Annotated in this window: 26 protein-coding genes; 20 read left to right on the forward strand and 6 right to left on the reverse strand. The window is 71.6% G+C overall.

Annotation, left to right across the window (positions count from 1 at the left end; translation table 11 throughout):
• The first annotated feature begins 5 nt into the window (after nucleotides 1-5).
• Genes ACWDN5_RS02415 through ACWDN5_RS02430 form a run of 4 tightly spaced genes read left to right on the forward strand, consistent with a single transcriptional unit; the run spans nucleotide 6 to nucleotide 5,945 of the window.
• Nucleotides 6-3,797, forward strand: coding sequence for a beta-ketoacyl synthase N-terminal-like domain-containing protein (locus tag ACWDN5_RS02415; protein ID WP_449674014.1), 3,792 nt, complete (start codon nucleotides 6-8; stop codon nucleotides 3,795-3,797).
• Nucleotides 3,794-4,078, forward strand: coding sequence for a phosphopantetheine-binding protein (locus tag ACWDN5_RS02420; protein ID WP_449673940.1), 285 nt, complete (start codon nucleotides 3,794-3,796; stop codon nucleotides 4,076-4,078). Before ACWDN5_RS02415 ends, ACWDN5_RS02420 begins: the two co-directional genes overlap by 4 nt.
• A complete protein-coding gene (locus tag ACWDN5_RS02425; protein ID WP_310967216.1) occupies nucleotides 4,066-4,842 on the forward strand; it encodes an alpha/beta fold hydrolase in 777 nt (258 codons plus the stop codon). The genes ACWDN5_RS02420 and ACWDN5_RS02425 overlap by 13 nt, the downstream gene beginning before the upstream one ends.
• Nucleotides 4,839-5,945, forward strand: coding sequence for a glycosyltransferase (locus tag ACWDN5_RS02430; protein WP_449673941.1), 1,107 nt, complete (start codon nucleotides 4,839-4,841; stop codon nucleotides 5,943-5,945). Before ACWDN5_RS02425 ends, ACWDN5_RS02430 begins: the two co-directional genes overlap by 4 nt.
• Nucleotides 5,946-5,961: 16 nt before the next feature.
• Here the strand turns inward: ACWDN5_RS02430 and ACWDN5_RS02435 are convergent, their stop codons facing one another.
• Together ACWDN5_RS02435 and ACWDN5_RS02440 are read right to left on the reverse strand one after the other, a co-directional pair.
• Nucleotides 5,962-6,711 carry a response regulator transcription factor gene (locus tag ACWDN5_RS02435; RefSeq protein WP_449673942.1) on the reverse strand — a complete coding sequence of 250 codons (750 nt, stop codon included), beginning with the start codon at nucleotides 6,709-6,711 and terminating at the stop codon, nucleotides 5,962-5,964.
• A complete protein-coding gene (locus ACWDN5_RS02440; protein ID WP_449673943.1) occupies nucleotides 6,708-7,508 on the reverse strand; it encodes a response regulator transcription factor in 801 nt (266 codons plus the stop codon). The genes ACWDN5_RS02435 and ACWDN5_RS02440 overlap by 4 nt, the downstream gene beginning before the upstream one ends.
• On the opposite strand from ACWDN5_RS02440, the gene ACWDN5_RS02445 reads away from it, so the two are divergent.
• Together ACWDN5_RS02445 and ACWDN5_RS02450 are read left to right on the forward strand one after the other, a co-directional pair.
• A complete protein-coding gene (locus ACWDN5_RS02445; protein WP_449673944.1) occupies nucleotides 7,501-8,106 on the forward strand; it encodes a hypothetical protein in 606 nt (201 codons plus the stop codon). The two genes, ACWDN5_RS02440 and ACWDN5_RS02445, sit on opposite strands and share 8 nt — an antisense overlap.
• A 61-nt stretch (nucleotides 8,107-8,167) precedes the next feature.
• Nucleotides 8,168-8,554, forward strand: coding sequence for a hypothetical protein (locus ACWDN5_RS02450; protein ID WP_449673945.1), 387 nt, complete (start codon nucleotides 8,168-8,170; stop codon nucleotides 8,552-8,554).
• Here ACWDN5_RS02450 and ACWDN5_RS02455 read toward each other — a convergent pair.
• Complete coding sequence (locus ACWDN5_RS02455; RefSeq protein WP_449673946.1) at nucleotides 8,551-9,384, reverse strand: ABC transporter permease; 834 nt, start codon at nucleotides 9,382-9,384, stop codon at nucleotides 8,551-8,553. The two genes, ACWDN5_RS02450 and ACWDN5_RS02455, sit on opposite strands and share 4 nt — an antisense overlap.
• The gene (locus ACWDN5_RS02460; RefSeq protein WP_449673947.1) at nucleotides 9,381-10,310 is read right to left on the reverse strand and encodes an ATP-binding cassette domain-containing protein; all 930 of its coding nucleotides are present in this window, start codon (nucleotides 10,308-10,310) and stop codon (nucleotides 9,381-9,383) included. Before ACWDN5_RS02460 ends, ACWDN5_RS02455 begins: the two co-directional genes overlap by 4 nt.
• Before the next feature lie 251 nt (nucleotides 10,311-10,561).
• Between ACWDN5_RS02460 and ACWDN5_RS02465 the strand changes: the two genes are divergently transcribed.
• The 14 genes from ACWDN5_RS02465 to ACWDN5_RS02530 are packed head-to-tail and all read left to right on the forward strand — an operon-like array spanning nucleotide 10,562 to nucleotide 24,097.
• Nucleotides 10,562-12,115, forward strand: a complete 1,554-nt coding sequence (locus ACWDN5_RS02465) for a DUF6801 domain-containing protein (protein WP_449673949.1) — start codon at nucleotides 10,562-10,564, stop codon at nucleotides 12,113-12,115.
• Nucleotides 12,116-12,120: 5 nt separating this feature from the next.
• Complete coding sequence (locus ACWDN5_RS02470) at nucleotides 12,121-12,843, forward strand: hypothetical protein (protein WP_310967223.1); 723 nt, start codon at nucleotides 12,121-12,123, stop codon at nucleotides 12,841-12,843.
• Complete coding sequence (locus ACWDN5_RS02475) at nucleotides 12,840-13,625, forward strand: MlaE family ABC transporter permease (RefSeq protein WP_310967226.1); 786 nt, start codon at nucleotides 12,840-12,842, stop codon at nucleotides 13,623-13,625. The genes ACWDN5_RS02470 and ACWDN5_RS02475 overlap by 4 nt, the downstream gene beginning before the upstream one ends.
• Nucleotides 13,626-14,441 (forward strand): MlaE family ABC transporter permease, encoded by an 816-nt coding sequence (locus tag ACWDN5_RS02480; RefSeq protein WP_449673952.1) that lies wholly within the window; start codon nucleotides 13,626-13,628, stop codon nucleotides 14,439-14,441.
• Complete coding sequence (locus ACWDN5_RS02485; RefSeq protein ID WP_449673954.1) at nucleotides 14,438-15,634, forward strand: MCE family protein; 1,197 nt, start codon at nucleotides 14,438-14,440, stop codon at nucleotides 15,632-15,634. Before ACWDN5_RS02480 ends, ACWDN5_RS02485 begins: the two co-directional genes overlap by 4 nt.
• Entirely contained in the window at nucleotides 15,631-16,647 is a 1,017-nt protein-coding gene (locus ACWDN5_RS02490; RefSeq protein ID WP_449673956.1) for an MCE family protein, read from the forward strand. The genes ACWDN5_RS02485 and ACWDN5_RS02490 overlap by 4 nt, the downstream gene beginning before the upstream one ends.
• Entirely contained in the window at nucleotides 16,644-17,639 is a 996-nt protein-coding gene (locus ACWDN5_RS02495) for an MCE family protein (RefSeq protein ID WP_449673958.1), read from the forward strand. Before ACWDN5_RS02490 ends, ACWDN5_RS02495 begins: the two co-directional genes overlap by 4 nt.
• A complete protein-coding gene (locus ACWDN5_RS02500; RefSeq protein WP_449673960.1) occupies nucleotides 17,639-18,637 on the forward strand; it encodes an MCE family protein in 999 nt (332 codons plus the stop codon). Before ACWDN5_RS02495 ends, ACWDN5_RS02500 begins: the two co-directional genes overlap by 1 nt.
• Complete coding sequence (locus ACWDN5_RS02505) at nucleotides 18,634-19,605, forward strand: MCE family protein (protein WP_449673962.1); 972 nt, start codon at nucleotides 18,634-18,636, stop codon at nucleotides 19,603-19,605. Before ACWDN5_RS02500 ends, ACWDN5_RS02505 begins: the two co-directional genes overlap by 4 nt.
• Nucleotides 19,605-20,711: an MlaD family protein gene (locus ACWDN5_RS02510; protein ID WP_449673964.1), complete on the forward strand. Its 1,107-nt coding sequence runs from the start codon at nucleotides 19,605-19,607 to the stop codon at nucleotides 20,709-20,711. Before ACWDN5_RS02505 ends, ACWDN5_RS02510 begins: the two co-directional genes overlap by 1 nt.
• A complete protein-coding gene (locus ACWDN5_RS02515; RefSeq protein ID WP_449673966.1) occupies nucleotides 20,708-21,205 on the forward strand; it encodes a hypothetical protein in 498 nt (165 codons plus the stop codon). Before ACWDN5_RS02510 ends, ACWDN5_RS02515 begins: the two co-directional genes overlap by 4 nt.
• Nucleotides 21,202-21,786 (forward strand): hypothetical protein, encoded by a 585-nt coding sequence (locus tag ACWDN5_RS02520; protein WP_449673968.1) that lies wholly within the window; start codon nucleotides 21,202-21,204, stop codon nucleotides 21,784-21,786. Before ACWDN5_RS02515 ends, ACWDN5_RS02520 begins: the two co-directional genes overlap by 4 nt.
• Nucleotides 21,787-21,803: 17 nt before the next feature.
• Entirely contained in the window at nucleotides 21,804-22,976 is a 1,173-nt protein-coding gene (locus tag ACWDN5_RS02525) for an AMP-binding protein (RefSeq protein WP_449673970.1), read from the forward strand.
• Nucleotides 22,973-24,097 carry a KR domain-containing protein gene (locus tag ACWDN5_RS02530; protein ID WP_449673971.1) on the forward strand — a complete coding sequence of 375 codons (1,125 nt, stop codon included), beginning with the start codon at nucleotides 22,973-22,975 and terminating at the stop codon, nucleotides 24,095-24,097. Before ACWDN5_RS02525 ends, ACWDN5_RS02530 begins: the two co-directional genes overlap by 4 nt.
• 106 nt (nucleotides 24,098-24,203) lie before the next feature.
• On the opposite strand, the gene ACWDN5_RS02535 is transcribed toward ACWDN5_RS02530, so the two are convergent.
• Entirely contained in the window at nucleotides 24,204-25,400 is a 1,197-nt protein-coding gene (locus ACWDN5_RS02535; RefSeq protein ID WP_449673973.1) for a helix-turn-helix domain-containing protein, read from the reverse strand.
• 25 nt (nucleotides 25,401-25,425) lie between these two features.
• Entirely contained in the window at nucleotides 25,426-26,781 is a 1,356-nt protein-coding gene (locus ACWDN5_RS02540) for a helix-turn-helix domain-containing protein (RefSeq protein ID WP_449673974.1), read from the reverse strand.
• Between the last annotated feature and the right edge of the window lie 190 nt (nucleotides 26,782-26,971).

Below are 26,971 nucleotides of genomic sequence, written 5' to 3' on the forward strand. Positions count from 1 at the left end.
TCGGCATGGGCGTGTTCCTGCCCGGCGCGTCCACAGTGGACCAATATTGGCGGAACCTCATTGACGGCACCGACGCCGTCACCGATGTCCCGCCGCACCGGCGGGACCCGGAGTTCCACGGCCGCGACGGCGCCGCGCCGGACCGCACCCACGGCCGGCGTGGCGGCTTCACCGCGGACACCCTCGACTTCGATCCGGTCGCCCACGGTGTCCCGCCGACGTCCCTCGACGGCACCGAGCCGGACCAGCTGACGGCGCTGGCCGTCGCCGTCGGCGCGGTCGCGGACGCCGGTGGCCTCGGCCGGCTCGGCGACCCCGAGCGGATCGGCGTCGTGCTCGGCCGCGGCGGCTACCTCTCGCCCGGGTTGCAGGGCTTCGACCAGCGCGTCCGCACCGTCCGGCAGATCACCCGCACGGTCGGCGAGCTGATGCCGTCGGCCGGTCCGGCCGTCCTCGAACGGTTGCGGACGGCGCTGCTGGAACCGCTCGGCGAGTTCCGGCCCGAGACCGCCGCCGGGCTGGTGCCGAACCTCGCCGCCGCGCGGGTGGCGAACCGGCTGGACCTCGGCGGCCCGGCGTACACCGTCGACGCCGCCTGCGCGTCTTCGCTGGTCGCCGTCGACCAGGCGATCGGCGAGCTGGCCCGCGGCCGCTGTGACGTCGTGCTCGCCGGTGGCGCGCACCAGACGCAGGACGACACGCTGTGGTCGCTGTTCACCCAGCTCGGCGCGCTGTCGCCGAGCCAGCGGATCAGCCCGCTGTCCCGCGACGCGGACGGCATGCTCATCGGTGAGGGCACCGCGATCGTCGTGCTCAAGCGGCTGGCCGACGCCCGCCGCGACGGCGACCGCGTGTACGCCGTGATCCGCGGCTGCGGCACGTCGAGCGACGGGCGGGGCGCGAGCCTGCTCAGCCCGTCCGTCGCCGGCCAGACCCTCGCCCTGCGCCGCGCCTGGGCGGGCCGCGATCCCGCGGAAATCGGCCTGCTGGAAGCGCACGGCACCGCGACCCCCGCCGGGGACGCCGCCGAGCTGACCACGGTCGCCGATGTCTTCGGCCCGGCGGCCGGGCCCCGCGCGGTGATCGGCTCGGTGAAGTCGATGATCGGGCACACGCTGCCGACCGCCGGGGTCGCCGGGCTGGTCAAGGTGGCCCTCGCCCTGCACCACGGCGTCCTGCCGCCGACGCTGCACTGCGCCGACCCGAACCCGCTGCTCGACAAGACCCGGTTCCGGGTGCTGGCCGAGGCCGAGCCGTGGGGCGCGCTGCCGCGGGTGGCCGCGGTCAACGCGTTCGGCTTCGGCGGCGTGAACGCCCACGTCGTGCTCGAAGCCGGGGATCCGGCCCCGAAGCGGCGGGTGCGGGTCGACGAACCGGAACGTGTGCTGCGCCTGGCCGCGCGGACGCCGGAGGAACTCCTGGACCAGCTCGACACGCCCGGTCCGGGGGACGGCCCGTGCCGGCTCGGGATCGTCGGCCCCGACGAGCGCAAGCGGGCCACGGCCCGGCGGGTGATCGCCAAGGTGGCGGCCGAGGGCCGGTCGTGGCACGGTGCCGGTGACGTCTGGTGCAGCGTCGATCCCCTGCTGCCCGGCGGGAAGACCGCGTTCGTCCACCCGGGACTGGAAGCGGGCGGCGAACCGCGGCTCGACGACGTGGCGAAGCACTTCGGACTCGACCGTCCCCCGTGGTCGACGGCGAGCGTGCTCGACCGCGCGGCGAGCGTGTCGGCGGCCGGGCTGCTGCTCGACGACGTTCTGCGGCGGCTGCGGATCCGGCCGGACGCGCTCGCCGGGCACAGCGTCGGGGAGTGGACGGCGATGCAGGCCGCCGGGATGTACACCGCGGCGCCGGACGCGGTGGCGCGCTACTGGCCGGACGGCTTCGAGCTGCCGGAGGCGGACTACCTCGTGCTGGGCGCCTCGGCGGCCCGCGTGGCCGAGCTGCTGCCCGCCGACCTGGTCGTCTCTCACGAAAACGCGGCGAGGCAGACGATCGTGTGCGGGCCGCCGGACGCCGTCGCGGACTTCGCGGCGACGTGCCGGGGCGCGGGGATCGTGGCCACGACCCTGCCGTTCCGCTCCGGGTTCCACACCCCGCTGATGGAACCGCACCTCGCGCCCTTCGCCCAGCTCGTCGCGGGCCTGGACCTGCGCGCGCCGGCGCTGCCGGTCTGGTCGGCGACGACCGCGCGGCCGTACCCGGCGGACCCGGCCGACGTCCGCCGGCTCTACCTGGACCACCTGCTGCGCCCGGTCCGGTTCCGGGAGCTGACCGAGGCGCTGCACGACGCCGGGTTCCGGGTGTTCGTGCCGGTCGGCGCCGGTCAGCTCGGCTCGTTCGTCGCCGACACGCTGGGCGAGCGGCGGCACCTGGTCGTCGCGGCCGCGTCCGGCACGCGGCCCGGACTCGCGCAGCTCCGGCGGCTCACCACCGCGTTGTGGACCGAGGGCGGCGACCCGGACTTCGCGGCGCTGGAACCGCGGCGGATCCGGCTCACCACCGGGAACTCCCTGCTTTCGCTGGGGAAGGCGGCGCGCGGCCTGCTGGACGAGCCGGGCCTGCCGGCCGGGGTGCCGGACCCGATCGTCGCCGAGTTCACCGCGCTGCTCACCGAAACCCGCCAGGCCGCGGCGGACGTCGTCGCGGCCGCCCGGCGCCGCGTCGAGTCCACTGTGGACGTGTCCTTGACGGCCATGCCGTACCTGCGTGACCACCGGTTCTTCCGGCAGCGCGACGGCTGGCCCGACGAGTCGGACTTCCGCCCGGTGGTCCCCGCGACGACCCTGGTCGACCTCGCCTGCCGGTCCGTCGAGCGCACCTGGCCGGGGGCGACGGCGGTCGCGGTGCGGGACGCGGTGTTCTCCCGCTGGCTCATCGCCGCCCCGGCACAGCAGGTGCCGCTGTCGATGAGCCGCGAGGGCGATCACGTGACCGTCGAAATCGGGCCGTACGCGCTGATGACCGTCGAACTGGGGACCTTCTCGCCACCGCCGTCACGGGCTGGGGTGCCCGGGCCGGAGACCGCGCCGCCGCTGTCCGCGGCCGAAATCTACGCGCGGCGCGAGATGTTCCACGGCCCCGCGTACCAGGGCCTGGCCCGGCTGATAGGCCTCGGCGAGCAGCACATCCGCGGCGAACTGGTCGTCCCGGACGCCCCCGGCGGGCTGCTCGACAACGTCGGCCAGCTGCTCGGCTGCTGGCTGATGGCCACCCGGGCCGACGACCTCCTGGCCTTCCCGCGCTCGATCGGCCGGCTGACCTGGCACGGCCCCGAACCGGCGCCCGGAACGCGGCTCGAGTGCCTGGTGCGGGTCCGGCTGCCCCGGCCGGACGTCCTCGAGATGGACGCCCAGCTGGTCGGCGACGGTGACGTTTTGGCGAGCATCGAAGGCTGGCGGGACGTCCGGTTCCCGTGCGACCGCGCCGCCCACCGCGTCTACGCGTTCCCGGCGGAGCACCTGCTGGCCGAACGGCGAGACGACGGCTCGGTGGCCGTCACCGACCGCTGGCCGACAGTCGCCGCGCGGGACATCTACGCCGGGATCTACCTCAGCGCGTCCGAACGCGCCGAGTTCGCCGCCGTCCCGCCGCGGCAGCAACGCGGCTGGCTGCTGCGGCGGATCGCCGTCAAGGACGCCGTCCGCGCCCGGCTCGGCGAACCCGTCTACCCGGCGGAAATCCGCGTCCACGACGACGGCACGGTGTCCGGACGGCACCGGGACCTGCCGCGCTTCGCCGTCCCGGTCGAGCTGGACGGCGACACCGCCATCGCCCACGTCAGGAGCACGAAATGACCATCGCGTCCACCACGTTCGACGTCGTCGCCGAGCTGCTCGCCGAGCTCGTCGGCGACACCGAAGTCCTCGGCGTCGAGATCACGCCCGACACGACGTTCCACGAGGACCTGCAGCTGGAGAGCATCGACCTGGTGACCTTCGCGAGCATTCTCGCCGAGCACTTCGGGCCGGCCGTCAACCTCGCCGAGTACCTGGCGGAGAAGGACCTCGACGACGTCATCGGCCTGACCGTCGGCGACATCGCCCGGTTCGTGGGGGAGCGCACGTGCCCACGATGACCGTCAACGGGCTGCGCACGAACGTGCAGCTCGTGCCCGCCGGCGGCACCGAAACCGTGGTGTTCCTGCACGGCATGGGCACCGACAGCCTGGCGAGCTTCTACCTGACCCTGGCCCCGCCGGTCGCGGCCGCCGGGATCGACGTGATCAGCTACGACCTGCGCGGGCACGGCAAGACCGAGCGGCCGGAGCGCGGCTACACGCTCGGGGACTTCGTCGCCGACCTCGACGACCTGCTGCGGCAGCTCGGCGTCGACCGGCCGGTGCACCTGGTGGGCAACAGCTTCGGCGGCACGCTGGCCTACAGCTACGCCGTCGCTTGCCCGTCCCGGGTCCGCAGCATCGTGTGCATCGAATCGGAGCCGGCGACCGAGGTGTGGGCGGAGAAGATGAGCGCGATCCTCGCGCACACCGTCCGGTTCCTGCAGGTGGAGGAGAGCTTCGACTGGATCGAGGCGAACTTCAGCGCCCACCACCGGCGGCTGGCGCGGATGGCGGCCGAGCGGATCACGTCGACGAAGATGGCCGAGGAGGTCCCGCTCGGGCCGTTGCTGACGTGGGAGCAGGTGGCGGCGATCGGCTGCCCGGTGCTGTCCATCCTGGGCAGTCACGGCTACCAGGCCGACGACCTCGAAGCCCTGACGTCGTTGCTGCCGAACGGCGAGCTGCACGTGTTCGAGGGGCAGGGGCATTCGGTGCTGGTGGAGCAGCACCGGGAGGTGCGCGAGCTGGTGCTTCGCTGGATCGGGCGGCACGCGGCGTGAGGTTCCTGCTGGTCGTGCCGCCGCTGGCCGGGCACGTGGCGCCGTTGCGCGGGGTCGCTGAGGTGCTCTCTTCGCGGGGCCATACCGTCGCTTGGTGCGGCCCCGAGCCTGCTCTGTCCACTTTGGTCTCCGGTACGGTTTTCCCGGCCGGGGACTCCCGGCCGTTTTCGTTGTCTCTACGGCCACCGGGGCTGCGTGGGTTCGCGGCGCTGAAGTACCTGTGGGAGTCATACCTGGTGCCGCTCGCGGACGCGATGGTGCCGGGCGTGGCTTCGGCGGTCTCGTCGTTCGCGCCGGACGTGGTCGTGGCGGACCAGCAGGCGATGGCGGGGGCGCTGGTGGCCGCGCGGTGCGGTCTGCCGTGGGCGACGTCGGCCTCGACGTCCACCGAGCTGGCCGACCCGCTGGGGTCGTTGCCGAAGATCGCGTCCTGGGTGTCCGAGCTGCAGGCCGGGCTGCGCGCTCGCCACGGGGTGCTGCTCGGCGACCTGCGGTTCTCGCCGCACCTGGTGCTGGCGTTCACGACCCGCGCCTTGGCCGGAGATCCCCGCTTGGCGGTGCCGGTGGCGTTCGTCGGGCCGGTGCTGCCTTCGCCGTCGGACGACTGGTCCTTCGTGGACTCACGTCCGCTGGTCGTGGTGACGTTGGGGACGTCGAACGCCTCGGCGGGGGCGCGGTTCCTGGCGGAGAGCGTGGACGCGCTGGCCGGGATGCCGTCGGTGCAGGGGCTGGTGGTGGATCCCGCCGGCTCGCTGATCAGCGGGAGCGTGTCGTTGGCCCGCCGGATCCCGCAGGTGGCGGTGTTCGCGAGGGCATCGGTGGTGGTCTGCCACGGCGGCCACAACACGGTGTGCGAAGCACTGGCGGCCGGGGTGCCGTTGGTGGTCGCCCCGATCCGCGACGACCAGTCGATGCTGGCCCAGCAGGTGGTCGCGGCTTCGGCGGGGGTGCGGCTGCGGTTCGATCGCGCGAAGGCGGCGGATATTGGGAAGGCGATCGAGTCGGCCCCGGAGTACGCGGAAGGGGCGGCGCGAATCCGCGAGTCGTTCGAGGCAGCCGGCGGCGCGGAAGCGGCGGCGACGCACCTGGAGTCGTTGGGTTGACCCCGCGGAGTCCCGGTCAGCGTCCGCGCATGACGGCGGCGGCCGCCCCGCGGGTGCGGACGCCGGTGCGGTCGAAGATGTGCTCCAGGTGCTTGCGCACGGTGGCCACCGAGATGTACAGCTCACGCGCGATTTCGGAGTTGCCCAGCCCGGCGTCCACGAGACGCAGAACCTGCTGTTCGCGGTTGGTCAGTTTCGGCAAGCCGGCCGGGTGGCGCCGGACGTCGTGGATCTCCCACAGGTGTGGACGCAGGAGCTGGAGGACGAGCCGATCGCGTTCGGTGAAGTCGTGGCCGGGCCCGCGCCACAGGGAGATCTTGCGGACGATGCCGGCCGGAGCGGGAATCGCGAGGTGCAGGCCGTACCGGAAACCCTCGGCACGGCGGTAGTCGGCGTAATGCCGAACTTCGCGCAACTGCGTCCAGGTGTAGAAGTCGGACCACCGGACCGGCGTCAGCCAATCCCCGGTGCGTTCGGGATACGTACACGGTTCGAAGCTGCGTAACGACTCCCAGTACTCGGTAACCTCTACGTCGCCCTCCGCGCCGAGTTCGAGTGTCCGGTCGCCACCTTCCCACCACTGGTCGCGCATCGGCAGCTCGTGCGGAAGGTCGAATTCGGGACAGGAGATGGCTTCGCAGGGGATGAGCAGCGCCAGCCGGTCGAGAAGCGCCCACGGCAGCCCGGCGGTCGGCTCATCGCGGCGGCCTTCTTCGACCACGGACATGAGCAGACGCAGGTCGGCTTCGGTCAGCAATTCACTCATCGGCCCGGATCGCCGTCCCATCCGGTTGCCGGATCGAGGACCAGGTGCGGCAGGACGAGCGCGACCGCCTTGGCGCGAGTGCGGACGCCGGTGCGATCGAAGATGTGCTCGATGTGCTTGCGCACGGTCCCGACCGAGACGAACAGCCGTCGCGCGATGGCGGCGTTGCTCAATCCTTCGGCGACGAGCCGGAGGACGTCCAGTTCTCGTGGAGTGAGCCGGGGGACGCCCGTGCGGCGTCGCCGGGCATGGAGGTGGATCTCGTGCAGGTGCGGTCTGAGCAACTGCAGGACGAGCCGGTCGCGCTCGTCGAAGTCGCGTCCGCCGTCCCGCCAGATCTGCATCCTCCTGGTGTGGCCGAAGGGGGCGGGCAGGGAAACGAGCAGGCTGAAGCGGTGGCCCTGACGGCCGTAGAGCTCCGCGTACATCGGAGCGCCTCGCAGTTCCCGGGTGGAGTAGAAGTCGGACCACAACGTGATGCTGGTGAGATCACCGGTGCGGTCGGGGTAGGCGCATGGCAGGAACGTCCTGCGCAGCTGCCAGAACCCGTCGTTCGACCGGCTGTCTCCCGCACCGTCGAACTCCAGCTGCCGTTCGCCGTCGGCGAGCGTCTGGAACACCGGCACCTGCCTGCCGGTGACGTCGAGTTCCTTGAAAACCAGTGAATCCCCCGGGACCAGCGCGAGCAGGGCCTCCAGCGCGGCCCACGGCATGGCGTCGGTGGGATCGTCGCGCATGCCTGCTTCCGCCACTTGCACCAGCGCGCGAAGATCACGCTCGGACAGATTCGTGGCCATCGGTGACCACCCCCTCGTCGAAAGCATCGTACGCTCCGGGGCCGGAAAAATACGCCTTGAGGCGAATATCTTCTTCACTCTGCTCGTCGCATCCTCGGACGGGGAACACGAGGAGGAGGCCATGTCGTCAATTGCCGAACTGGAAGTATCGGGTGACGAGGATCCCCGGACGGTGCTGGTCACCTGGATCCGGGCCAAACGCGGAAAATTGGAAACATACCTGGAGCGAGCCACGTCCCACCGGCGTCGGCTGCTCAACCTGAACGGCGTCACGGGAACGTTGGCCACGACCCTCACCGCGGCACCGGCCCTGGGCGGGAAGCCGGTCGCGGACTGGTTGACGGCGACCTTGGGGCTGTCGTCTCCGGCCTGGCGGCTGCTTTGCGCGGCCGCGATGTGCTGCTCGCTCACCGCCACGATCGCGACCCAGGCGCTGAAATCCCACTCCGTCGACGAGCGCGTCAGACGGGCGCAGGCTGCCCGAGCCGGCCTCGAGATGCTCGAAGTCGGTTTGTCCGCGCGAAAGATCGATTACGCGGAAGCGGTGGAAGAGTACTCCGGTTGCATCAAGGACACGAGCTTCGTCGGCGGTCTGTGATCACCGCCGGACGTGGAGTGGCAAGAGGTAAGAACTCCAGCGAAGAGAATCGAGGGAAATCATGGCTGAAGTTGCCGATTTTGTCGTCATCGACCGGAACGAAGTCGAGCAGTCGGTCGGCGGCAAGTGGAAGTCGCCGCCGTTCGCCACCGGAGCGAGGAACATCCTCAAGGCCGACGGTGTCGAGCGGAACAATGCTTGCATCACGCTCACCTTCAGCGTGCACAAGGACGCGCCGCACGGCTTCAGTGCCATCCGCATCATCGTGAACGATCACCCACTTCCGCAACTGGTGCAGGGCAAGGCTGACTCCTACAACACGATCGTGTCGGCGTTCCCCGCATCGCACCTGAAGAGCGGGGGCGGGAACGTGGTCGAACTGCACGCGCAGAACGAGAACCCGTTCGTGGTCCGGCACGTCATCGTTCAGTTCCGCCAGAACACCTAGCTGCGGGCGCGGAAGGTGCGGGCGGCCAGGAAGCTGCCCGCCACCGCGGCCACCGCGGCGATCACCAGGGCCGTCAACACCGACCAGCCGATCGGGCGGCCCAAAGCCAGCGCCCGCGTTGCGTCGATCGCGTACGTCAGCGGGTTCACCGCCGAAACCGCGCGGACCCACGCCGGCATCGTGTCCAGTGGCATGTACGCGCTCGACGAGAACATCAGCGGGAACATCACCACGAACGATGCCGCCTGCAGCGACTCCGCCTTGCGCAGCCACGTCGTGATCGCCACGAACACCCAGCTCAGGCACCAGCCGACCACCAGTGTCAGCGCCAACGCCAAGCCCAAACCGGCCACGCCGCCCGCCGGGCGGAAGCCCAGGAACGCCACGCTCGCGAGGGCCGTCACCACCAACTGAACGCCCAGCCGTGCCGAGTCCGCCAGCGTTCGGGCCACCAGGACCGAGAACAGCGAGATCGGCAGGCAGCGCAGGCGGCCGGTGAAGCCGCCGTAGATCTCCGCCAGGAGGCCCGCTCCCGAGCTCATCGCCGTCGTCATCGCGATGTTGACCAGCGTGGCCGGCACCAGGAAGTTCACGTAACCCTGGTACGCCGCGACGCCCGGCAGGGCGCCGACGCCGCTGAACACCTGGCTGAACAGCAACAGCAGCACGATCGGCTGCAGCAGGCCGAAGAAGACCAGCCGGCGGTCGCCGAACGCGGTGCGCAGCGATCGAACCGTCAGGACGCGGACCTGCGTCCAGAAGCCCGATTCCGGCCACGCCGCCGGATCGGCCAGCGCGGCGACGGCCGCGTGGTGGCGGGATTGCGTCACGATGCCGCCCGGTGCAGCGAAAGGTAGACGTCGTCGAGCGTCGGCTCGGTCACCGTCAGGTCGCGCAGGGGCGCGCCCGCCGCGTCGAGGGCGCGGACCACCACCGGGATGTCGCCCGGGCCGGACAGCGGCACCGTCAGCACCAGCCCGGCGCGGCCGGCCGCGAGACCGAGGCGCGTCAACGCGTCCGCCGCGCGCCGCAACGCCAGCTCGGTGCCGAACGTGCAGGTCGCGGTGCGGGTGCCGAGCCGGGCCTTCAGCTGCGCCGGCGTCCCCGACACCGTGATGTGCCCGAAGCCGAGGACGACGACGTGGTCGGCCAGCCGGTCCGCTTCCTCGAGGTACTGGGTGGTGAGCACGACCGTGGTGCCGCGCGCCGCGAGGCCCTCGACGATCGACCACAGCCCGGCCCGGCTCACCGGGTCCAGCCCGGTGGTCGGCTCGTCGAGGAAGAGCACCTGCGGCGCGCCGACCAGGCCCGCGGCCAGGTCCAGCCGGCGCCGCATCCCGCCGGAATACGTCCCGGCCGGGCGGTCGGCCGCGTCTTCGAGGCCGAAGGCGGCGATCAGTTCGGTGGCGCGCGCGAGCGCCTGCCGCGGTTTCGCGCCCAGCAGCCGGGCGATCAGCACGAGGTTCCCGCGGCCGGACAGCGTGTCCTCGACCGCGGCGAACTGCCCGGTCACCCCGATCCGCCGCCGGACCGCGCGGCCGCGCTGCACGACGTCGTAGCCGCAGACGCGGGCCGTGCCGGCGCTCGGCCGGACGCGGGTGCTGAGGATGTCGATCAAGGTGGTCTTCCCGGCGCCGTTGTGGCCGAGGACCGCCAGCACCGCGCCGCGGGCGACGGTGAGGCTGATCCCGGCGAGCGCGGTGACTTCGCCGTACTGCTTCGCGAGGTCCGTCACGGCGATGACCGGCTGGGGCATGGCCGCTCCTTTCCTGCCTCGCAAAAGGTATCGGGACCGGACCGTCGCGATCAAGAACTCCGCCGCCATTCGCCGGGCACGTGACAATTTTCGCGGAATCGGATCGCACCTGCGTGACAAAGGCTGACCTGCGTGACCCTTCCGGACACAGGCGATCCCTCGCGCGTGACAAAGAATCGGAAGCGGCTTGTTCGCCCGGAAACACGGAGGTAGCTTTGCCGAAATTCCCCCATTTCCCGAGGTGACGACCCGTGAAGTTTTCGTGGAAGTCGAGAAAGCCCGCCTTCGGCCTGGCCGCCGCGACCGCAGCGGCGGTCGCGGCGACCGTCGCGCTCGTCGGGGCGGGCCCAAGCCAGGCCGCGCCGGTGAGCCTGACGCTCAACTACAACTGCCCGTTCCCGCTGATCGGCGACCAGGTGCTGTCGGTGAAGATCGACACCAACCTGCCGGACAACGCCGTCGCGGGCGCGTCGTCGACCCCGATCACCTTCGACGTCGACGTCACCGTGCCGGAGACCGCCACCGAGGGCCTCGCCCTGGTCGGCGCCACTTCGCTGGACGGCTCGGCGAAGGCCGCGGCCGTGCTCAAGTACCCGGTCGACAAGACGCTGAACCTGAACCTCCCGTTGACGATCGCCTCGACGCCGGTGCCGCCTTCAGGCGCGTTCCACGTCAAGAGCAGCGGGAAGGCGCCGGCGGTGACCTTCCCCAGCCCGGGCACCGCGTCGGTGACGGTCGGGAACTTCAGCACCACGATGACCCCGCGCACCGCGGACGGCCAGCCGACCGACCTCGGCACGTTCACCTCGGACTGCGTTGCGGTCCCGGGCCAGAACCAGCAGCTGGGCACGTTCGAGATCAAGCCGGCGGGCGGCACGACGACGCCGACCACCCCGACCACGCCCACGACGCCGACCACCCCGACGACGGAGCCCACGACTCCCACGACGGAACCGACGACGCCGACCACGGAGCCGACGACGCCGACGACGGAACCGACCACTCCGACCACGGAGCCGACAACCCCGACGACGGAGCCCACGACCCCGACGACGGAGCCCACGACTCCGACCACGGAGCCGACGACTCCCACGACCGAGCCGACGACGCCGACGACGGAGCCCACGACCCCGACGACCGAGCCGACGACGCCGACCACCGAGCCGACGACGGAACCGACGACCCCGACCACGGAGCCGACGACCCCGACGACGGAACCGACCACGCCGACGACCGAGCCCACCACCCCGACCACCCAGCCGACGACCCCGAGCACCACGCCGACGAACCCGCCGGGCGGCATCGAGGTCAAGTACGCCGTGCAAGGCAAGTCGGTCCTCAAGCAGCTGCACGCCACGCTGCCGCTCGGCCCGGGCACCCTGGACGCGAAGCTCGACGCGGCTTCCGGCAAGTTCGGCGCCCAGCTCGCACTGCCGAAGTCCGACGTCCACTTCCGCGTCCTCGGCTTCATCCCGGCGTCCGCGACGGTGAAGCTCGACCAGGTCGGCGCGATCACCGGCACCCTCACCGCCGGGGCGGTCAAGGCGAACGCCCAGGTCGACGTCCAGCTCACCAAGGTCCGCGTGTTCGGCTTCCCGATCCTGTCGTCGAAGTCGTGCCACACGGTCAAGCCCGCGGACGTGCCGCTCGTTTCGGCGCCCGGCTTCGACCCGCTCAAGGGCGGCAAGCTGACCGCGACCTACGGCATCCCGCAGTTCACCGGCTGCGGCTTCCTCACCGGCCTGATCACCGGTATCACCTCCGGCCCCGGCAACAAGCTGGACGTGAACCTCACCAAGAAGTGAACTCGATGAAGCTGATCCGTTTCTCCCTGCCGCTCGTGCTGGCAGTGGTCGCGTTCTCGCTCGGCGCCGCGCAAGCCGCGCCGGGCGAGAACGCCCCAGCGGTGCAGGCAGCCACGCAGATCCCCTTCGGCTTCACCCTCGGGGACGCGCAGCAGCCGACCACGAGCCACGTGGCCAAGCTCGGCTCCGACATCGCCTTCCCGCCGGGCACCTTCGACGGCGCGCTGGGCGGTCTCACGAGCACCGTGCCGATCACCGGCAGGCTCGCCATCCCGCCGGCGAACGGCTACTTCGTCGCGTTCCGGTTCATGCCCACCACCGGCCGGGTCGAGATCGTCCCGGACGGCGACGCCAGCGGGACGGCGACCGTCCACACGGGCAAGGACAAGGACTGCAAGGCCACGCAGACCAACATCTGCGCCGACACGGACGTGACCGCGAAGGTGTTCATCAAGCTCTCCGACGTGCGGGTGGACGGCAAACCCCTCGACGTCGGCCCGGACTGCCGCACCGCCCAGCCCGCGGCGGTCACCATCAAGGCGCTGGTGCCGATTTCGCTGCCCGCGCCGCCGGTGAAGGTGACGTCGACCTTCACCACACCGGAGTTCGCCGGGTGCGTCGGGCACGAGGACGTCAGCCGGCTGCTCACCGGCCTGGTTTCCGGGCCGGGCAACACCTTCGTCTCCAACCTCCAGCTCCGCTGCTTCAGCACCGGGTGCAAGCCATGACGATCCAGGTGCAGGAGAAGGCCGCGAACGGCCTGCGCGAGTTCGGCCGGATGTGCGCGATGGGCCTCGACGTCCTGCTCGCCATGCTCCGCCGCCCCTACCAGGTACGGGAGTTCGTCCAGCAGTTCTGGTTCATCGCCAGCGTGTCCATCACCCCGGCGATCCTCGTGTCGATCCCGTTCGGCGCGGTCATCTCGCTGCAGCTCGGCTCGCTGACCAGCCAGATCGGCGCCCAGCAGTTCAACGGCGCGGCGAGCGTCCTGGCCGTGGTACAGCAGGCCAGCCCGATCGTGACGACGCTGATCATCGCCGGCGCGGGCGGCAGCGCCATCTGCGCCGACCTCGGCGCCCGCAGCATCCGCGAGGAGATCGCCGCGATGGAGGTGCTCGGCGTCTCGCCGATCCACCGGCTGGTCGTGCCGCGCGTGCAGGCCGCCGTCGGGGTGTCCGTGCTGCTCAACGGCCTGGTCAGCGTGGTCGGCGTGCTCGGCGGCTACTTCTTCAACGTGATCGTCCAGGGCGGCACCCCCGGCGCCTACCTGGCCAGCTTCAACGCCCTCGCCCAGCTGCCCGACCTCGTCGTCAGCTCGATCAAGGCCGTCATCTTCGGCTACCTCGCCGGCGTCGTCGCGGCCTACCGCGGCCTGAACCCGAAGGGCGGCCCCAAGGGCGTCGGCGACGTCGTCAACCAGTCCGTCGTCATCACGTTCCTGCTGCTGTTCTTCGTCAACACCGTGCTCACCGCGCTGTACCTGCAGCTCGTCCCGGCGAAGGGAACCTGAGTGGCCATCCTCGGCAAACCCGGCGACCGGCTGTTCGACCTCGGCGACCAGCTGCTGTTCTACGCCCGCGCGCTCGCCGCCGTCCCGCTCGCCGTCACCCGCTACTTCCGCGAGGTCGTGCGGCTGCTGGCCGAAGTCACGTTCGGCAGCGGTGCGCTCGCGGTGATCGGCGGCACGATCGGCGTGATGGTCGGGCTGTGCGTGTTCACCGGCGTCACCGTGGGCCTCCAGGGCTTCAGCGCGCTGAACCAGATCAACATCTCGGCGATGACGGGCTTCCTGACGGCGTACTTCAACACGCGCGAGATCGCGCCGCTGGTCGCCGGGCTCGCGCTGTCGTCCACCGTAGGCAGTGGGTTCACCGCGCAGCTCGGCGCGATGCGGATCTCCGAAGAGATCGACGCCCTCGAGGTGATGGCCGTGCGGAGCATGCCGTACCTGGTCACCACCCGGATCGTGGCCGGGTTCATCGCGATCATCCCGCTGTACGTCATCGGCCTGCTGATCTCCTACCTCGGCTCGCGGCTCACCACGGTCGTCTTCTTCGGACAGTCCGGCGGCACCTACGACCACTACTTCACGCTGTTCCTGCCGCCCGGCGACGTGCTGTGGTCGTTCGGCAAGGTGCTCGTCTTCAGCGTCGGCGTCATCCTGACGCACTGCTTCTACGGCTACCGCGCCAGCGGCGGCCCGGCCGGGGTCGGCGTCGCGGTCGGCCGGGCGGTGCGAACGTCGATCGTCCTGATCAGCGTGCTGGACCTATTCCTGTCTCTGGCCATCTGGGGTGCGACGACCACGGTGAAGGTGTCCGGATGAGCCGGTTCCGCACGCAGCTCGCCGGGGTCGCCTTCCTCGGCGTGCTGGTCCTGCTCGGCTGGCTCGCGGTGGCGATCTACGACAAGGACTTCGACGACGCCGAGCTGGTGACGCTGCGGGCGGACCGGGTCGGCAACCAGCTCGCGCCGACCGCCGAGGTCAAGGTCAAGGGCGTCCCGTTCGGCGAGGTCCGGGCGGTGCGCAGCACCCGTGCGGGCGCCGAGATCGACCTCGCGCTCGATCCGGCGAAGATCGGGCTGCTGCCGGGCAACGTGTCCGCGCGGCTGCTGCCGAAGACGGTGTTCGGCGAGCGGTACGTCAACCTCGTGCTGCCGGACAGTCCACAAGGGAAGCTCCGGGCCGGTGACGTGATCGCCCAGGACCGGTCCAGCAGCGCCATCGAGCTGGAACGCGTGCTCGGCGACCTGCTCCCGCTGCTGCGCGCGGTCCAGCCGCAGAAGCTGAACAGCTCGCTCGGCGCGATCTCCCAGGCGCTCGACAACCGCGGGAAGCCCCTCGGCGACAGCATCGTGCAGCTGCAGGACCTGCTGGGCCAGGTGAACCCGCTGATGCCGCAGTTCAAGGCCGACATCACCGGACTGGCCGACGCCGCCGACGTCTACACGAAAGCCGCGCCGGACATCCTGCAGGCGCTGAGCGACCTGTCGACGACCGCGAAGACCATCGTGGACACTCGCGCGGACCTCGACAACCTCTACGCGAGCGTCACCAGTGCCACCGGGCACCTCAACGATTTCCTGCGCAAGAACAAGGACAACCTCATCGGTGTCTCGGCGGCGAGCCGGCCGACACTGGAGCTCCTTTCGCGTTACTCGCCCGAGTTCCCGTGCCTGTTCGACGCGGTCAACCGGCTCAAACCCCTGATGGAGAAGGCCCTCGGCAAGGGCACGAACGAACCGGGCCTGCACGTGACGCTCACCGTCCAAGACCCCCGCGAGAAGTACCTCCCCGGCCGGGACACCCCGCGGTTCGACGCCACCGGCGGGCCGAAGTGCTACGGCGGCGGAGCGGCGGCCGCAGGCCCGACGGACGGCGATCTCGGTCCCGCGAACTCGCCGGGTGAACGGCAGCTGGTCGCGGAACTGCTGCGTCCGGCGCTCGGTGAAGTGCCGGACTGGAGCAGTGTCCTCGTCGGCCCGGCGCTGCGCGGAACGGAGGTGACCGTCCGATGAGGAGCGTCACCGGACCGGCCGTCAAGGGCCTGATCTTCTTCCTGGTCACCGCGGCCGCAACGGCCGTGCTCGCCATCACCATCGCCAATTCCAGCGTCGGCGCGACCATCGGCTACACCGCCCGCTTCACCGACGCGACCTCGGTCAACCCCGGCGACGAGGTGCGGATGGCCGGCGTCCGGATCGGCCAGGTCGACTCCGTGCGGGTCGTCGAACACCGCCTCGCCGACGTCGAGTTCTCGGTCGGCCGCACGCACCGGCTCACCGCGTCGGCGTCGGTCACCATCCGCTACCGCAACCTGGTCGGCCAGCGGTACCTCGCGGTCGACCCCGGCGCCACCGACACCTCACCGACGCTGGCCGAAGGCGCGCAGATCCCCCTGGACCGGACCAGGCCGGCGCTCGACCTCACCGCGCTGTTCAACGGCTTCAAGCCGCTCTTCCAGGCGCTGTCGCCCAACGACGTCAACCAGCTGTCGTTCGAGATCATCCAGGTCCTGCAGGGGGAGGGCAGCACGATCGACAGCCTGCTGCGGCACACCGCGTCCCTGACCTCGACGCTGGCCGGGAAGGACGCCCTGATCGGCCAGGTGATCGGGAACCTCAACACCGTCCTCGACACGCTGAACGCCCAAGGCGACCAGTTCGACACGCTCGTCGACACCACCGCCCAGCTGGTCACCGGCCTCGCCGCGGACGCCAAGCCGATCGGGCAGGCCATCGGCGGCCTCGGCGAACTGACCACCGCGACGGCCGGGCTGCTCGACCAGGGCCGCCGTCCGCTCAAGGACAGCATCACCGCCCTCGGCGACCTGTCGAAGAACCTGGCCGACAACACCCCGGTGTTCCAGCAGTTCATCGACAACCTCCCGAAGAAGCTCGACCGGATCGGCACGCTCTTCTCCTACGGCTCGTGGGCGAACTTCTACCTGTGTTCGGTGCGGACCGACGCGAAACCGGCACCGGGCGGCCCGCCACCGGGCATCCCCGTCACGGCTGCGAGGTGCCGGTGAAACCGTTCCGCAGCCGCAACCCGATCGCCGTCGGCGCGGTGACCGCGCTGGTCATGGCCCTCATCGGCAGCGCCACCTTCTTCTCCGACGACCTGCCGCTCATCGGCGGCGGCACCACCTACAAAGCCGAGTTCCACGAGGCCGCCGGGCTCAAGCCGAACGACGAAGTCCGCGTCGCCGGGGTGAAGGTCGGCGAGGTCACCGACGTCCGGCTGGCCGGCGACCACGTCGAGGTGCTGTTCCGGGTCCGCGACACCTGGGTGGGCAACCGGACCACCGCGGCGATCAAGATCAAGACGTTGCTCGGCCAGAAGAACCTGGTGCTCGACCCGGTCGGCAACGCCGAGCTGAACCCCGACCAGCCGATCCCGGCCGAACGCACCAGCTCGCCCTACGACGTCACCGCGGTCTTCAACGACCTCGCGAGCACGGTCGGCGCCATCGACACCGACCAGCTCGCGCAGGCGTTCCGGGTGCTGTCGGACACGCTCGGCGCGTCCGCTCCCAGCGACGTCAAAACGGCCTTCAACGGGATCGCGGCCTTGTCCCAAACGCTGGCTTCGCGGGACGAGGAACTGGTGAAGCTGTTCCAGAACACCAACCAGGTCTCGAAAACGCTCGGTCAGCGGTCCGACCAGATCCAGGCGCTGATCCGCGACGGCAACACCCTGCTCACCGAACTCAACGCCCGCAAGGACGCCATCGCGAAGCTGTTCACCGGCATCAAGAACCTCTCGATCCAGCTGCGCGGACTCGTCGCGGACAACCAGAAGACGCTCGGGCCGGCCCTCGACCAGCTCGACCGCGTGGCGACCGTGCTGCAGCAGAACCAGGGGAAGCTCGAGGACAGCCTCCGCCTGGCCGGCCCGTTCTACCGGCTGCTCGGCAACGCCGTCGGCAACGGCCGGTGGATCGACACCTACATCTGCGGGCTGATCCCCACCGGCAGCACGCCGGGCAGCTGCCAGCCACCGAAGAACGGGGGACGCTGATGGCCCACCAGCTCATCGACCTGGGCGCCGAGGCGCGCCGGCGAACGCGATTGCGGGCCCTCGCGCTCGGCGTCGTGCTCGCGCTCGTCGTCTCGGCCGCCTGGCCGGTCCTGACCGCACCGGCCGAGCGGACGCTGACCGCGTACTTCACCGCCGCCGTCGGGATCTACCCGAACTCGGACGTCCGCGTCCTCGGCGTCGCGATCGGCTCGGTGTCCGAAGTGGAGCCCAACGGCACCGACGTCAAGGTGACCATGACGCTGAAGCCCGGGGTCCAGCTGCCGGCGGACGCCGGGGCCGTCGTCATCACGCCGAGCCTGGTCGCCGACCGGTACGTGCAGCTCACGCCCGTCTACCGCGGCGGGCCGCAGCTGCCCGACGGGGCGTCGATCCCGCGGGAGCGCACGGCGACCCCGGTCGAGGTCGACGACCTGCTGCACAGCCTCAACCAGCTGATGTCCGCGCTCGGGCCGCAGGGCGCCAACAAGGACGGCGCGGTCAGCGAGGTGCTGACCCGGTCGGCGGACTACCTGAACGGCACCGGGCAGACCATCGGCACGGCCATCAAGAACCTCGGCGAGTTCGCGCGCGCCGCGAGCGACTCGAAGGACGACCTCTTCGGTTCGGTCGACAACATCAGCAAGTTCACCGCGATGCTCGCCGCCAACGACGGCCAGGTCAAGCAGGCCATCGCGCAGATCGCCTCGCTGAGCAAGGTGCTGGCCGACCAGCGTGACCAGTTCTCCGGCGCGCTGACCGAGCTGACCCAGGCGCTGAGCGTCGTGCAGGGGTTCATCAAGGACAACCGGGGGCGCGTCCAGTCCGATGTGGACAAACTGGCGGACGTCACCGAGGTGCTGGTGAATCAGAAGGATTCGCTCTCCGAAGCGCTGCAGGCGGCCCCGAACGCCCTGACGAACCTCCTGGGCGCCTACGACCAGGCGAACGGGACCATCGACGGCCGCGGCAACCTCCTCGAATTCGCGGAGCCGAAATGAAATCCCTCGTCAAACTCGCCGCGGTCGTGACGCTCGCGCTGGTCACCACCGGCTGCGGCAGCGGCGTGAGCGTCTACGACATTCCGCTGCCGGGCGGCGCCGCGCTCGGCGACCACCCGATCCACGTGACCGCGGGCTTCACGAACGTGCTGGACCTGGTGCCGCAGTCCGGGGTCAAGGTCAACGACGTCCCGGTCGGGCAGGTCGTCAAGGTCGAGCTGGCACCCGACGGGCACAGCGCGGTCGTCGAACTGCTGCTCAACGGCGACGTCGACCTGCCCGGCAACGCCGTCGCCCGGCTGCGGCAGGCGAGCATCCTCGGCGAGAAGTTCGTCGAACTCGCCCCGCCGGACGACGCGACACCGTCGGGCCGGCTGCTCGACGGCGCGACCATCCCGCTCGACCAGTCGACGTTGACGCCCGAGATCGAGGAGGTCTTCGGCGCGTTGTCGTTGCTGCTCAACGGCGGTGGCGTCGCGCAGGTCCAGAACATCAGCCAAGAGCTGAACGACGCCCTCGGGGGCAAGGAGACCGCGGCGCGCTCCCTGCTGTCCGATCTGGACACTTTTGTGAAGGGGCTCGACGAGCACCGCACCGAGATCACCAGGGCCATCGAGAGCGTCAACAAGCTCGCGGCGACGCTGAACGCGCACACCGACCGGATCACCACCACGCTGAACGGCCTCACACCCGGCATCGGCGTGCTCAACCAGCAGCGGGAAGCACTCGTCGGGATGCTCAAGTCCCTGGACGGGCTGACCTCGGTCGCCGTCGACACGGTGAACCGCAGCAAAGACGACCTCGTCGCGGACCTGCGGGCGCTGGAGCCGGTGCTGCGGCGGCTGGCCGACTCCGGCGACAAACTGCCGAAGGCGATGGAGATGATCTTCACCTTCCCGTTCCCGGACGCCGCACTGGACACCATCCGCGGCGACTACCTCAACGGGTTCCTGAAAGCAGGCCACTGATGCTGACCCGGTTCGTGCGCGTGCAGGTGACGCTCTTCGTCGTCATCGCCGTCGTCGGCGTCGCCTACGTCGGGGCCACCTACGCGGGCCTCGACAAGGTGTTCTTCGACCGCGGCTACACCGTGACCGCCCAGTTCCCGACCGGCGGCGGCATCTTCACCAACGCCGAAGTCACCTACCGCGGCGTGCCGATCGGCCGCGTCGGCGAGCTGCGGCTGACCCCGGCCGGGATGGAAGCCGACCTCGAGATCGACTCCGGCACCGCACCCGTTCCGGCCGACACCGAAGCCGTCGTCGCCGACCGGTCGGCCGTCGGCGAGCAGTACGTCGACCTGCGGCCGCGGGTGGACAGCGGCCCGAAGCTGCACGACGGCTCGGTGATCACCCAGGCCGACACGAAGATCCCGCTGCCGGTCGACGTCGTCTTGTCGACGGTGGACTCCTTCGCGAACTCGGTGCCCAAGCCCGCGCTGCGGACGGTCGTCGACGAGCTGTACAACGCGACGTCCGACGCCGGCCCGGCGCTGGACCAGCTGGTCGGCCGCGGCATCGAGTTCGTGCAGGCGGCGAGCGCGCACGTCGCGCCGCTGACCCGGTTCGTCACCGACGCGCACACCGTGCTCGACACCCAGGTGCAGCAGGCCGGCGCGATCCGCGACTTCGGCGTCAACGCGAAACTGCTGGCGTCGACACTGAAGGCGTCCGACGGCGACCTGCGGACCCTGATCCCGGCGGTGCCCGCGGCCGCGAACGAGGTCAGCGCGCTGATCCGCGACTCCGGGCCGAACCTCGGCGTGCTGCTGGCGAACCTGCTGACCACCGCGGACGTCCTGGAAGCGCGGCAGGACGGGATCCGCCAGCTGCTGATCACCGCGCCGCAGGCGGTCGCCGCGGCCGGCGCGATCGTGCGGCCGGACGGGGTCCACATCGGACTGTCGCTGACCTTCTTCGACCCACCGCCGTGCACCACCGGGTACCCGACGCCGTACCGCAACGGTCTCGACACGTCGGTCCGCCCGCTGAACACGGCCGCGCGCTGTGCGCTGCCGAAGGGCGACCCGACGAACGTGCGCGGTTCGCAGAACGCACCGGGAGGACGGCCGTGAGGATTCTTGCTTGGCTGACCGCGGTCTTGGCGACCGTCGCGGCCGGGTGGTCGGGGTTCACCTGGTGGCAGGCCGCGCACGACGACGGCGTCGCGCGTGCGGTCGTCCGGGAAGAGGCGTTGCAGGCGGGCCGGACGGCGGTCGCCGGACTGACCACTTTGGACTACCGGCAGGCCGCGCCCGGGTACCAGCACTGGCTGGACCTCTCCGGCGGCGCCTTGCACGACGAGCTGGCGGCCGACCGGCAGGGGAGCCTCGACCGGATCGCCCAGGCGAAGACCGTCACCACCGGGAAGGTGACCGACGCGGCGGTGACCGAAGTGGACATCGGGACGGGGACGGCGAAGCTGATCGCCTCGGTCGAACTGGTCGTGGCGCCCGACGGCGGCGACGCCGTGACAAAGCGCAACCGGTTCCAGGCCGACCTGACCCGCGGGCCGGGCGGCTGGCGCGTCACCGGCCTCGGCCAGGTACCCGTGGGGGAGGCACCATGACGGTTCCGACGAAGAAGCGAGTCGTGAAGGTCGCGGGACGGCACCACGAGCCGGAACCGGCGCCTCCGGAGCCGACCACCGGGCCGCGGCGGCGGGTGTGGGTGGTGCCCGCGGTGGTGGCCGTGCTCATGGCGGGCCTCGCGGTGTGGTTCACCCTCGAAGCGCGGAGCACGCAGGCTGTGGTCGCGCACAACAGCGCGCTGTCCGATGTGGCCGGCACGGGTGAAGCCGCGAAGCAGGTCAGTGCCGCGCTCGGCACGGTCTTCTCCTACCGCTACGACGATCCGGCCAAGAGCGAGCAGGCGGCGAAGGACGTCCTGACCGGGCCCGCGCTCGCGCAATACGAACAGCTCTTCGGGCAGGTCCGGAAGCTGGCCGCCGAGCAGAAGCTGGTGGTGACGTCCACCGCCGTGGCGTCCGGCGTGAAGCTCCTCGACGGCGACCGCGCGGCACTGCTGGTGTTCCTCGACCAGACCGGCACGCGCGGCGACGGCCAGCGGAGCACCGGCGCGGCCCAGTTGAGCGTCACGGCCGAGCGCGTCGCCGGGAAGTGGCGCGTCACCGGGATGTCCGCGGCCTGAACATGCGCGAGGACCCCATGACCCTTTCCGAGCTGCTGGCCGGCCGCGCCGCGGCGGCGGCCGACGCGCCGGCCATGACCTGGACCGCTCCGGCGGTCACCGTGACCTGGGCCGAGCTGGACCGGCGCGGCACCGCCGTCGCCGCGGCCCTGCGCCGGGTCACCGAGCCGCGGCAGCGGGCGGCGATCCTCATCGAGCCGTCACCCGACTACGTCGTCGCGTTCCTCGGCGCGCTGCGGGCCGGGCTGGTCGCCATCCCCGCGGGGCCGGATCGCCGGGCGAGCGTCCTCGCCGACGCCGAGCCGTCGATCGTGCTGGCGACCGCGGCCACCGTGCCCGCGATCCGGCGGTTCCTGGCCACTTTGGACACCTGCGGGCACCGGGTGCTCGCCGTGGACGGCGTTCCGGACGCGCCCGGCTTCACCTCGTATCCGGCGGTGCCCGACGACATCGCGTACCTGCAGTACCCGCGCGGGGTGATGGTCACGCACGCGAACGTCGTGGCCAATGCCCGGCAGGCGGCTCAGGTGCTGGGGCGGACCGCCGTGGTGAGTCTGCCGCCGAGCGATCCGCTGGGGCTGGTGCTCGGGGTGGCGGTCCCGATCGTCACCGGCCGGGCCGTCGTGAACGACGCGGCCGCTCCCGAGGCGCTGCCGGGGTGTTACGTCGTCGCCGAAGCGACCGCTCTGGTCGCTTGTGGACGCCCGGTCGGCCAGCAGGTCGCGATCGTCGACCGCGAAGGACGGCGTGGGGCGGTCGGCGAAATCTGGGTCAGCGGGCCGAACGTCGCCCGGGGCTACTGGCGGCGGCCCGAGGAGTCCGCGCGGATCTTCTGCGCCCGGATCGTCGGCGACGACGAGCCTCGGTGGTGGCTGCGGACCGGTGACCAGGGATTTCTGGACGCCTCGGGCAAGCTGTGCGTCACCGGCCGGAGCTTCGTCGCCGGGCACCGCCCGGAGGACCTCGAAGCGACGGCCGAGCAGGCGCACCCGGCGATCCGGCCGCGTGCGGCGTCGGCGTTCGCCGTTCCCGGTGGCCAGGCCGTGGTGGTGCTCGAGCTGGCCGACGGCGTCGTCCCGCCGCGCGGCGAGGTCGAGCGGGCGGTGCGGCACGCGGTGTCGACGCGGCACGGGCTCACACTGCGCAGAGTCGTCGTGCTGCAGTCCTCCATCGGGGACGGCCTGTGGTGACCGGGCCGGCCGAGCGGGCGCTGTCGCCGGGCGTCCCGTTCGCCACGTCGTCGTTCGAGGTGACCTGGCCGGAGGTGCCGTTGCCGCCTTTTTCGCCTGCTGGTCCGGGCGCGTGGCTGCTGCTCACCGACGAGCACCCGGCGGCGCTCGGCCGGGCCGTCGCGCTCGCGCTGGCGCTGGCCGCGGCGGGCGACGACGCCCTGTCGCTGCCGCGCGACGACCTCGGCGAGCTGCCCGGCTTCCTCGCCGAACGGCCGGTGCGCGGGGTGGTCTTCCTCGCCGGGTCGCCGTACGCCTACCACGACCCGGAGGCCGCGCAGGAGCTGCTGCTTTCGGTGTCGTCGGTGGTCGCGCGGCTCGGCTTCGGCGTCCGGTTCCACCTGGTCACGCAGGCGGCGGGGGAGCCGGGGCTGGCGTTCCTGCGCGGGCTGGTGCGGGTGCTCGCGGTCGAGCGGCCGCAGCTGCGGGCGAGCCTGGTCGACGTCGACGCGCGGTCCGATGTGGACGTCCTGGTCCGCGAGCTGCGCTCGGACGCGCCGGACGACGAAGTCCGCTGGCGGCACGACGTCCGGTACGCGGCACGGCTGGCCCGCGTCCCGTTCGCGGCCGACGTGCCGACCGGGCCCGGCGCGTACGTGGTCACCGGCGGCCTCGGCCCCGCGGCCGCGCGGTGGCTGGCCGGGACGGGCGCCACCCGGGTCGTCCTTTGTGGACGTCATGGTGGGGTGCCGGACGCGGTGGTGGTCCCCGGTGACATCGCCGAGCCGGGGGTCGCGGAGCGGCTGGTCGCGGCCGCCACCGCGGACGGCCTGCCCCTGCGGGGCATCATCCACGCGGCGGGCGTCCTCACCGACGACCCGTCGGCCGCCTGGCACCGCGGCGTCCTGGGCGCCCGCCGCCTCCACGAGGCGACGGCGGACACCCCACCGGACTGGTGGCTCCTGGCCACCTCGGCCGCGGCGTTGTTCGGCGCCCCGGGCGAGACCTCCCGCGCCACCGCCGACGCCTGGCTGGACGCCTTCGCCGCCTGGCGCCGCTCCCGCGGCCTCCCCGCCACGACCGTCCAGCTCGGCACCCCCCACCTCCCCGACCTCCCCCGCCCCTACTTCACCACCCTCTGACCGTGTCGTCCATCTGCGTACGCGTGTCGTCCGCCTGAGTACGCGTGTCGTCCATCCCGGTACCGGCCCGGAACGGACGACACGCGTACCTGGATGGACGACACGGTCAGGGGAGGGTGGCGCGGAGGGCGAGGATCATCTCGAAGCGGTCGTCCGGGGTGCGGAGGCTCTCGGCGAACAGGGTCTCCAGCTCCTGGGCGCGGGCGCGGACCGTCTGGGGGTGGATCGCGAGGCGGTCGGCGACCTCGCGGACGTTGCCGCACGTCTCCAGCCAGGCGAGCAACGTCCCCGCCAGGCGGTTGTACTGCTTCGGGGTCAACGCCGTCAGCGGGGCCAGGCGACGCCGGGACACCTCCGTCACCAGGAACGGCTCCTTGCGCAGCCACAACGTCGCGAGGTGGTCTTCGCACCAGGTCAGCGGCTCGTCCGGGAGGACCTCCGCCGCCACCAGCCGCAACGCCTCCTGCGCCGTCGCCAGCGAGCGGCCCGCCTGGCGCGGCGGTACCGGCGGCCCCACCGCCGCCCGGTGCCCGGCCAGGGCCGCGGTCAGCGCACGCCGGTCCGCCGGGGCCGGCAGCAGCAGCCGCGGGGTGCCGTCTTCGAAGTCCTCCAGCGCGGCCAGCCCGGTGACGTCGGCGGGGCCGTCGAGGGCCACCGCGACGAGCCGGTGCGGCAACGGCCACTCCGCCGCCGTCGCCGCTTCCTGCACCGTCCGGGACGGCGACGGCGGGTCCGCCAGCAGCAGGTCCAGCAACCGGCGCCGGCGCCGTTCCAGCGCGCCCGCCGCCCGGGCCTGAGCCGCCGCGTGCCCCTCGATCGACAACGCGGACAGCTCGTCGATGTAGGCGAAGATCGCCTCGGCCAGCAGGCACAGCGTCGCCGACGGGACGCCGGCCCGCGTCCCCACCTCGGCCATCCGCCGCCACGTCACCCGCGCGCCGACCCGGTACGCCGCCTGCAGGACGTCGAGGTTGCGGCCCTGCGCGAGCTCGTGCACGCCGAGCCCGACGAACACTTTGCGCCGCTCCTCCGGCAGCGGCCCCGACGCCGCGATCCGGTCGATGAACTGCAGGATCGCCGCCTGGACGCCGGCCCGCAGCGCCTTGCCGAACGCCCCGTCGAGGGGCCGTGCGTAGTCCGGGATGGTCCGCTGGATCTCGCGCAGCACCTCGTCGGCGACGTCCAGCAGCCGCGGCCGGAACACCGCCGCCAGCTCGCGGGGGAGCATCGCCCACAGCTGTCCCGGCCGGCCGTCGCCGCCGAGCATCGGTCCGAAGTTCGTTTCGACGGGCGGTCCCGTCATCGCCCACCCCATTGTGGAAGAGGAGTCAGGAACCGAGGAGTGCCTCCGCGCGCAGCGCGATCTCCATGTCGAGCCGGTCGTCGGCGTTGTTGAGCCGGTCGCCGAACAGATCGATGAGCTGGTGCATCCGGTACCGGACGGTCTGCGGGTGCACCTTCAGCTTCTTCGCGATTTCGGGGGCGCTGCCGCGGGACTGCAGCCAGATCAGCAGCGTCTCGCCGAGCCGGGCGCGCTGCTTCGGCGTGAGGTCTTGGAACGGCTGCAGGCTGCGCGCGCACAGCTCGCGGACCAGGAACTCGTCGGCGAGCAGCCAGAGCGTGGACAGGTGGTCGGTACAGCGCGTCACCGGCGCGTCCGGCAGCACACCGCGCTGGACGAGCTTCAGCGTGCGACGCGCCCAGAGCAGCGAGCGCGGCGCGTCGGTGAGCCGCACGGTCGGGCCGATGACCGCGCGCCAGCCCGGCAGCCGCTCGGCGAGGTTCCTCAGGTGCTTCTCCGGCGCGCCGGTGACCAGGCACGGCTCACTGCCCTCGAGGTCCATGAGGACGTCGGAGTGCAGGTCCGGCGCGGCCAGGCTGTGCTGGTCGGCGCGCGGTTCGAGGGCGACCACGGTGACTTCGGCCGGCAGCGGCCACTGCGCCGTGGCGGCCTGCGCGGTGATGGTCTGCGGCGCGGACGGCGGGTCGGCGAGCAGCAGTTCCAGCAGCCGTCTCCGGCGCCGGGCGCGGGTGCCGGCCGCGCGCGTCTGCGCCGCGGTGTAGCCCTCGATCGAGAGCGCGGAGATCTCGTCGACGTAGGCGAAAATGGCTTCGGCGCTCGTGCAGAGCGTGTCCGCGGAGACGCCGGCGCTCTGCCCGAACTCGCTGATGTGCCGCCACGCGACCCGCCCGCCGACCCGGTAGGCGGTCTGCAGGCAGTCGAGGCTGCGGCCCTCGTTGAACTCGATCTTGCCGAGGTTGCGGAACACGGTCGTCCACGTCTCGAGCGGCACGGCACCGGGGGTGCCGACACTGTCGAGGCACTGGATGATCGACTGCCGGACACCCTGCGTGATGATGTGCCCGAACGCGCCCTCCAGCGGCTGGCGGTACTCGGGCACCGCCCGCTGCACCTCCTGCAGGATGGCGCGGGCGAGCGGGTCGACCCGCGGCTTGAAGCGGACCGCCAGCTCGCGGGGCAGCGACGCCCACAGCCCGATCGCGCCGGAAGCGCGGCCGTGCCGGGGATCCGCCGGGGTGCGCGGGGCGGGCGGGTAGGCGGGGCGGGGCCGGTCGGCCGACACGGACTGCTGCCGGTAGGCCGGTCCGGGAATGCGCTCGCCGGGGTTCTGCCGTCCGGCCCGCAGGGCGGGGACGGTGACTCCGGTGTCCACGTCGGTCATGTATTTTATCCTTGCTGGCAACAAAATCGGCCTCGTCGGCGGGAACGCCGATCCGGTTTTTGTGGCTCAGGCAACATAATTTCGCGTGAACGGCACTGTCAACGGGTTGCCCGCTGACTTTGCGGTAACCCGTCCGGACTACACCCGAACGGGTGGAACGGCGCGAGAGGAGGTGACACTTCCGGCGCGT

The sequence above is a fragment of the Amycolatopsis sp. NPDC003731 genome (genome assembly GCF_053586895.1).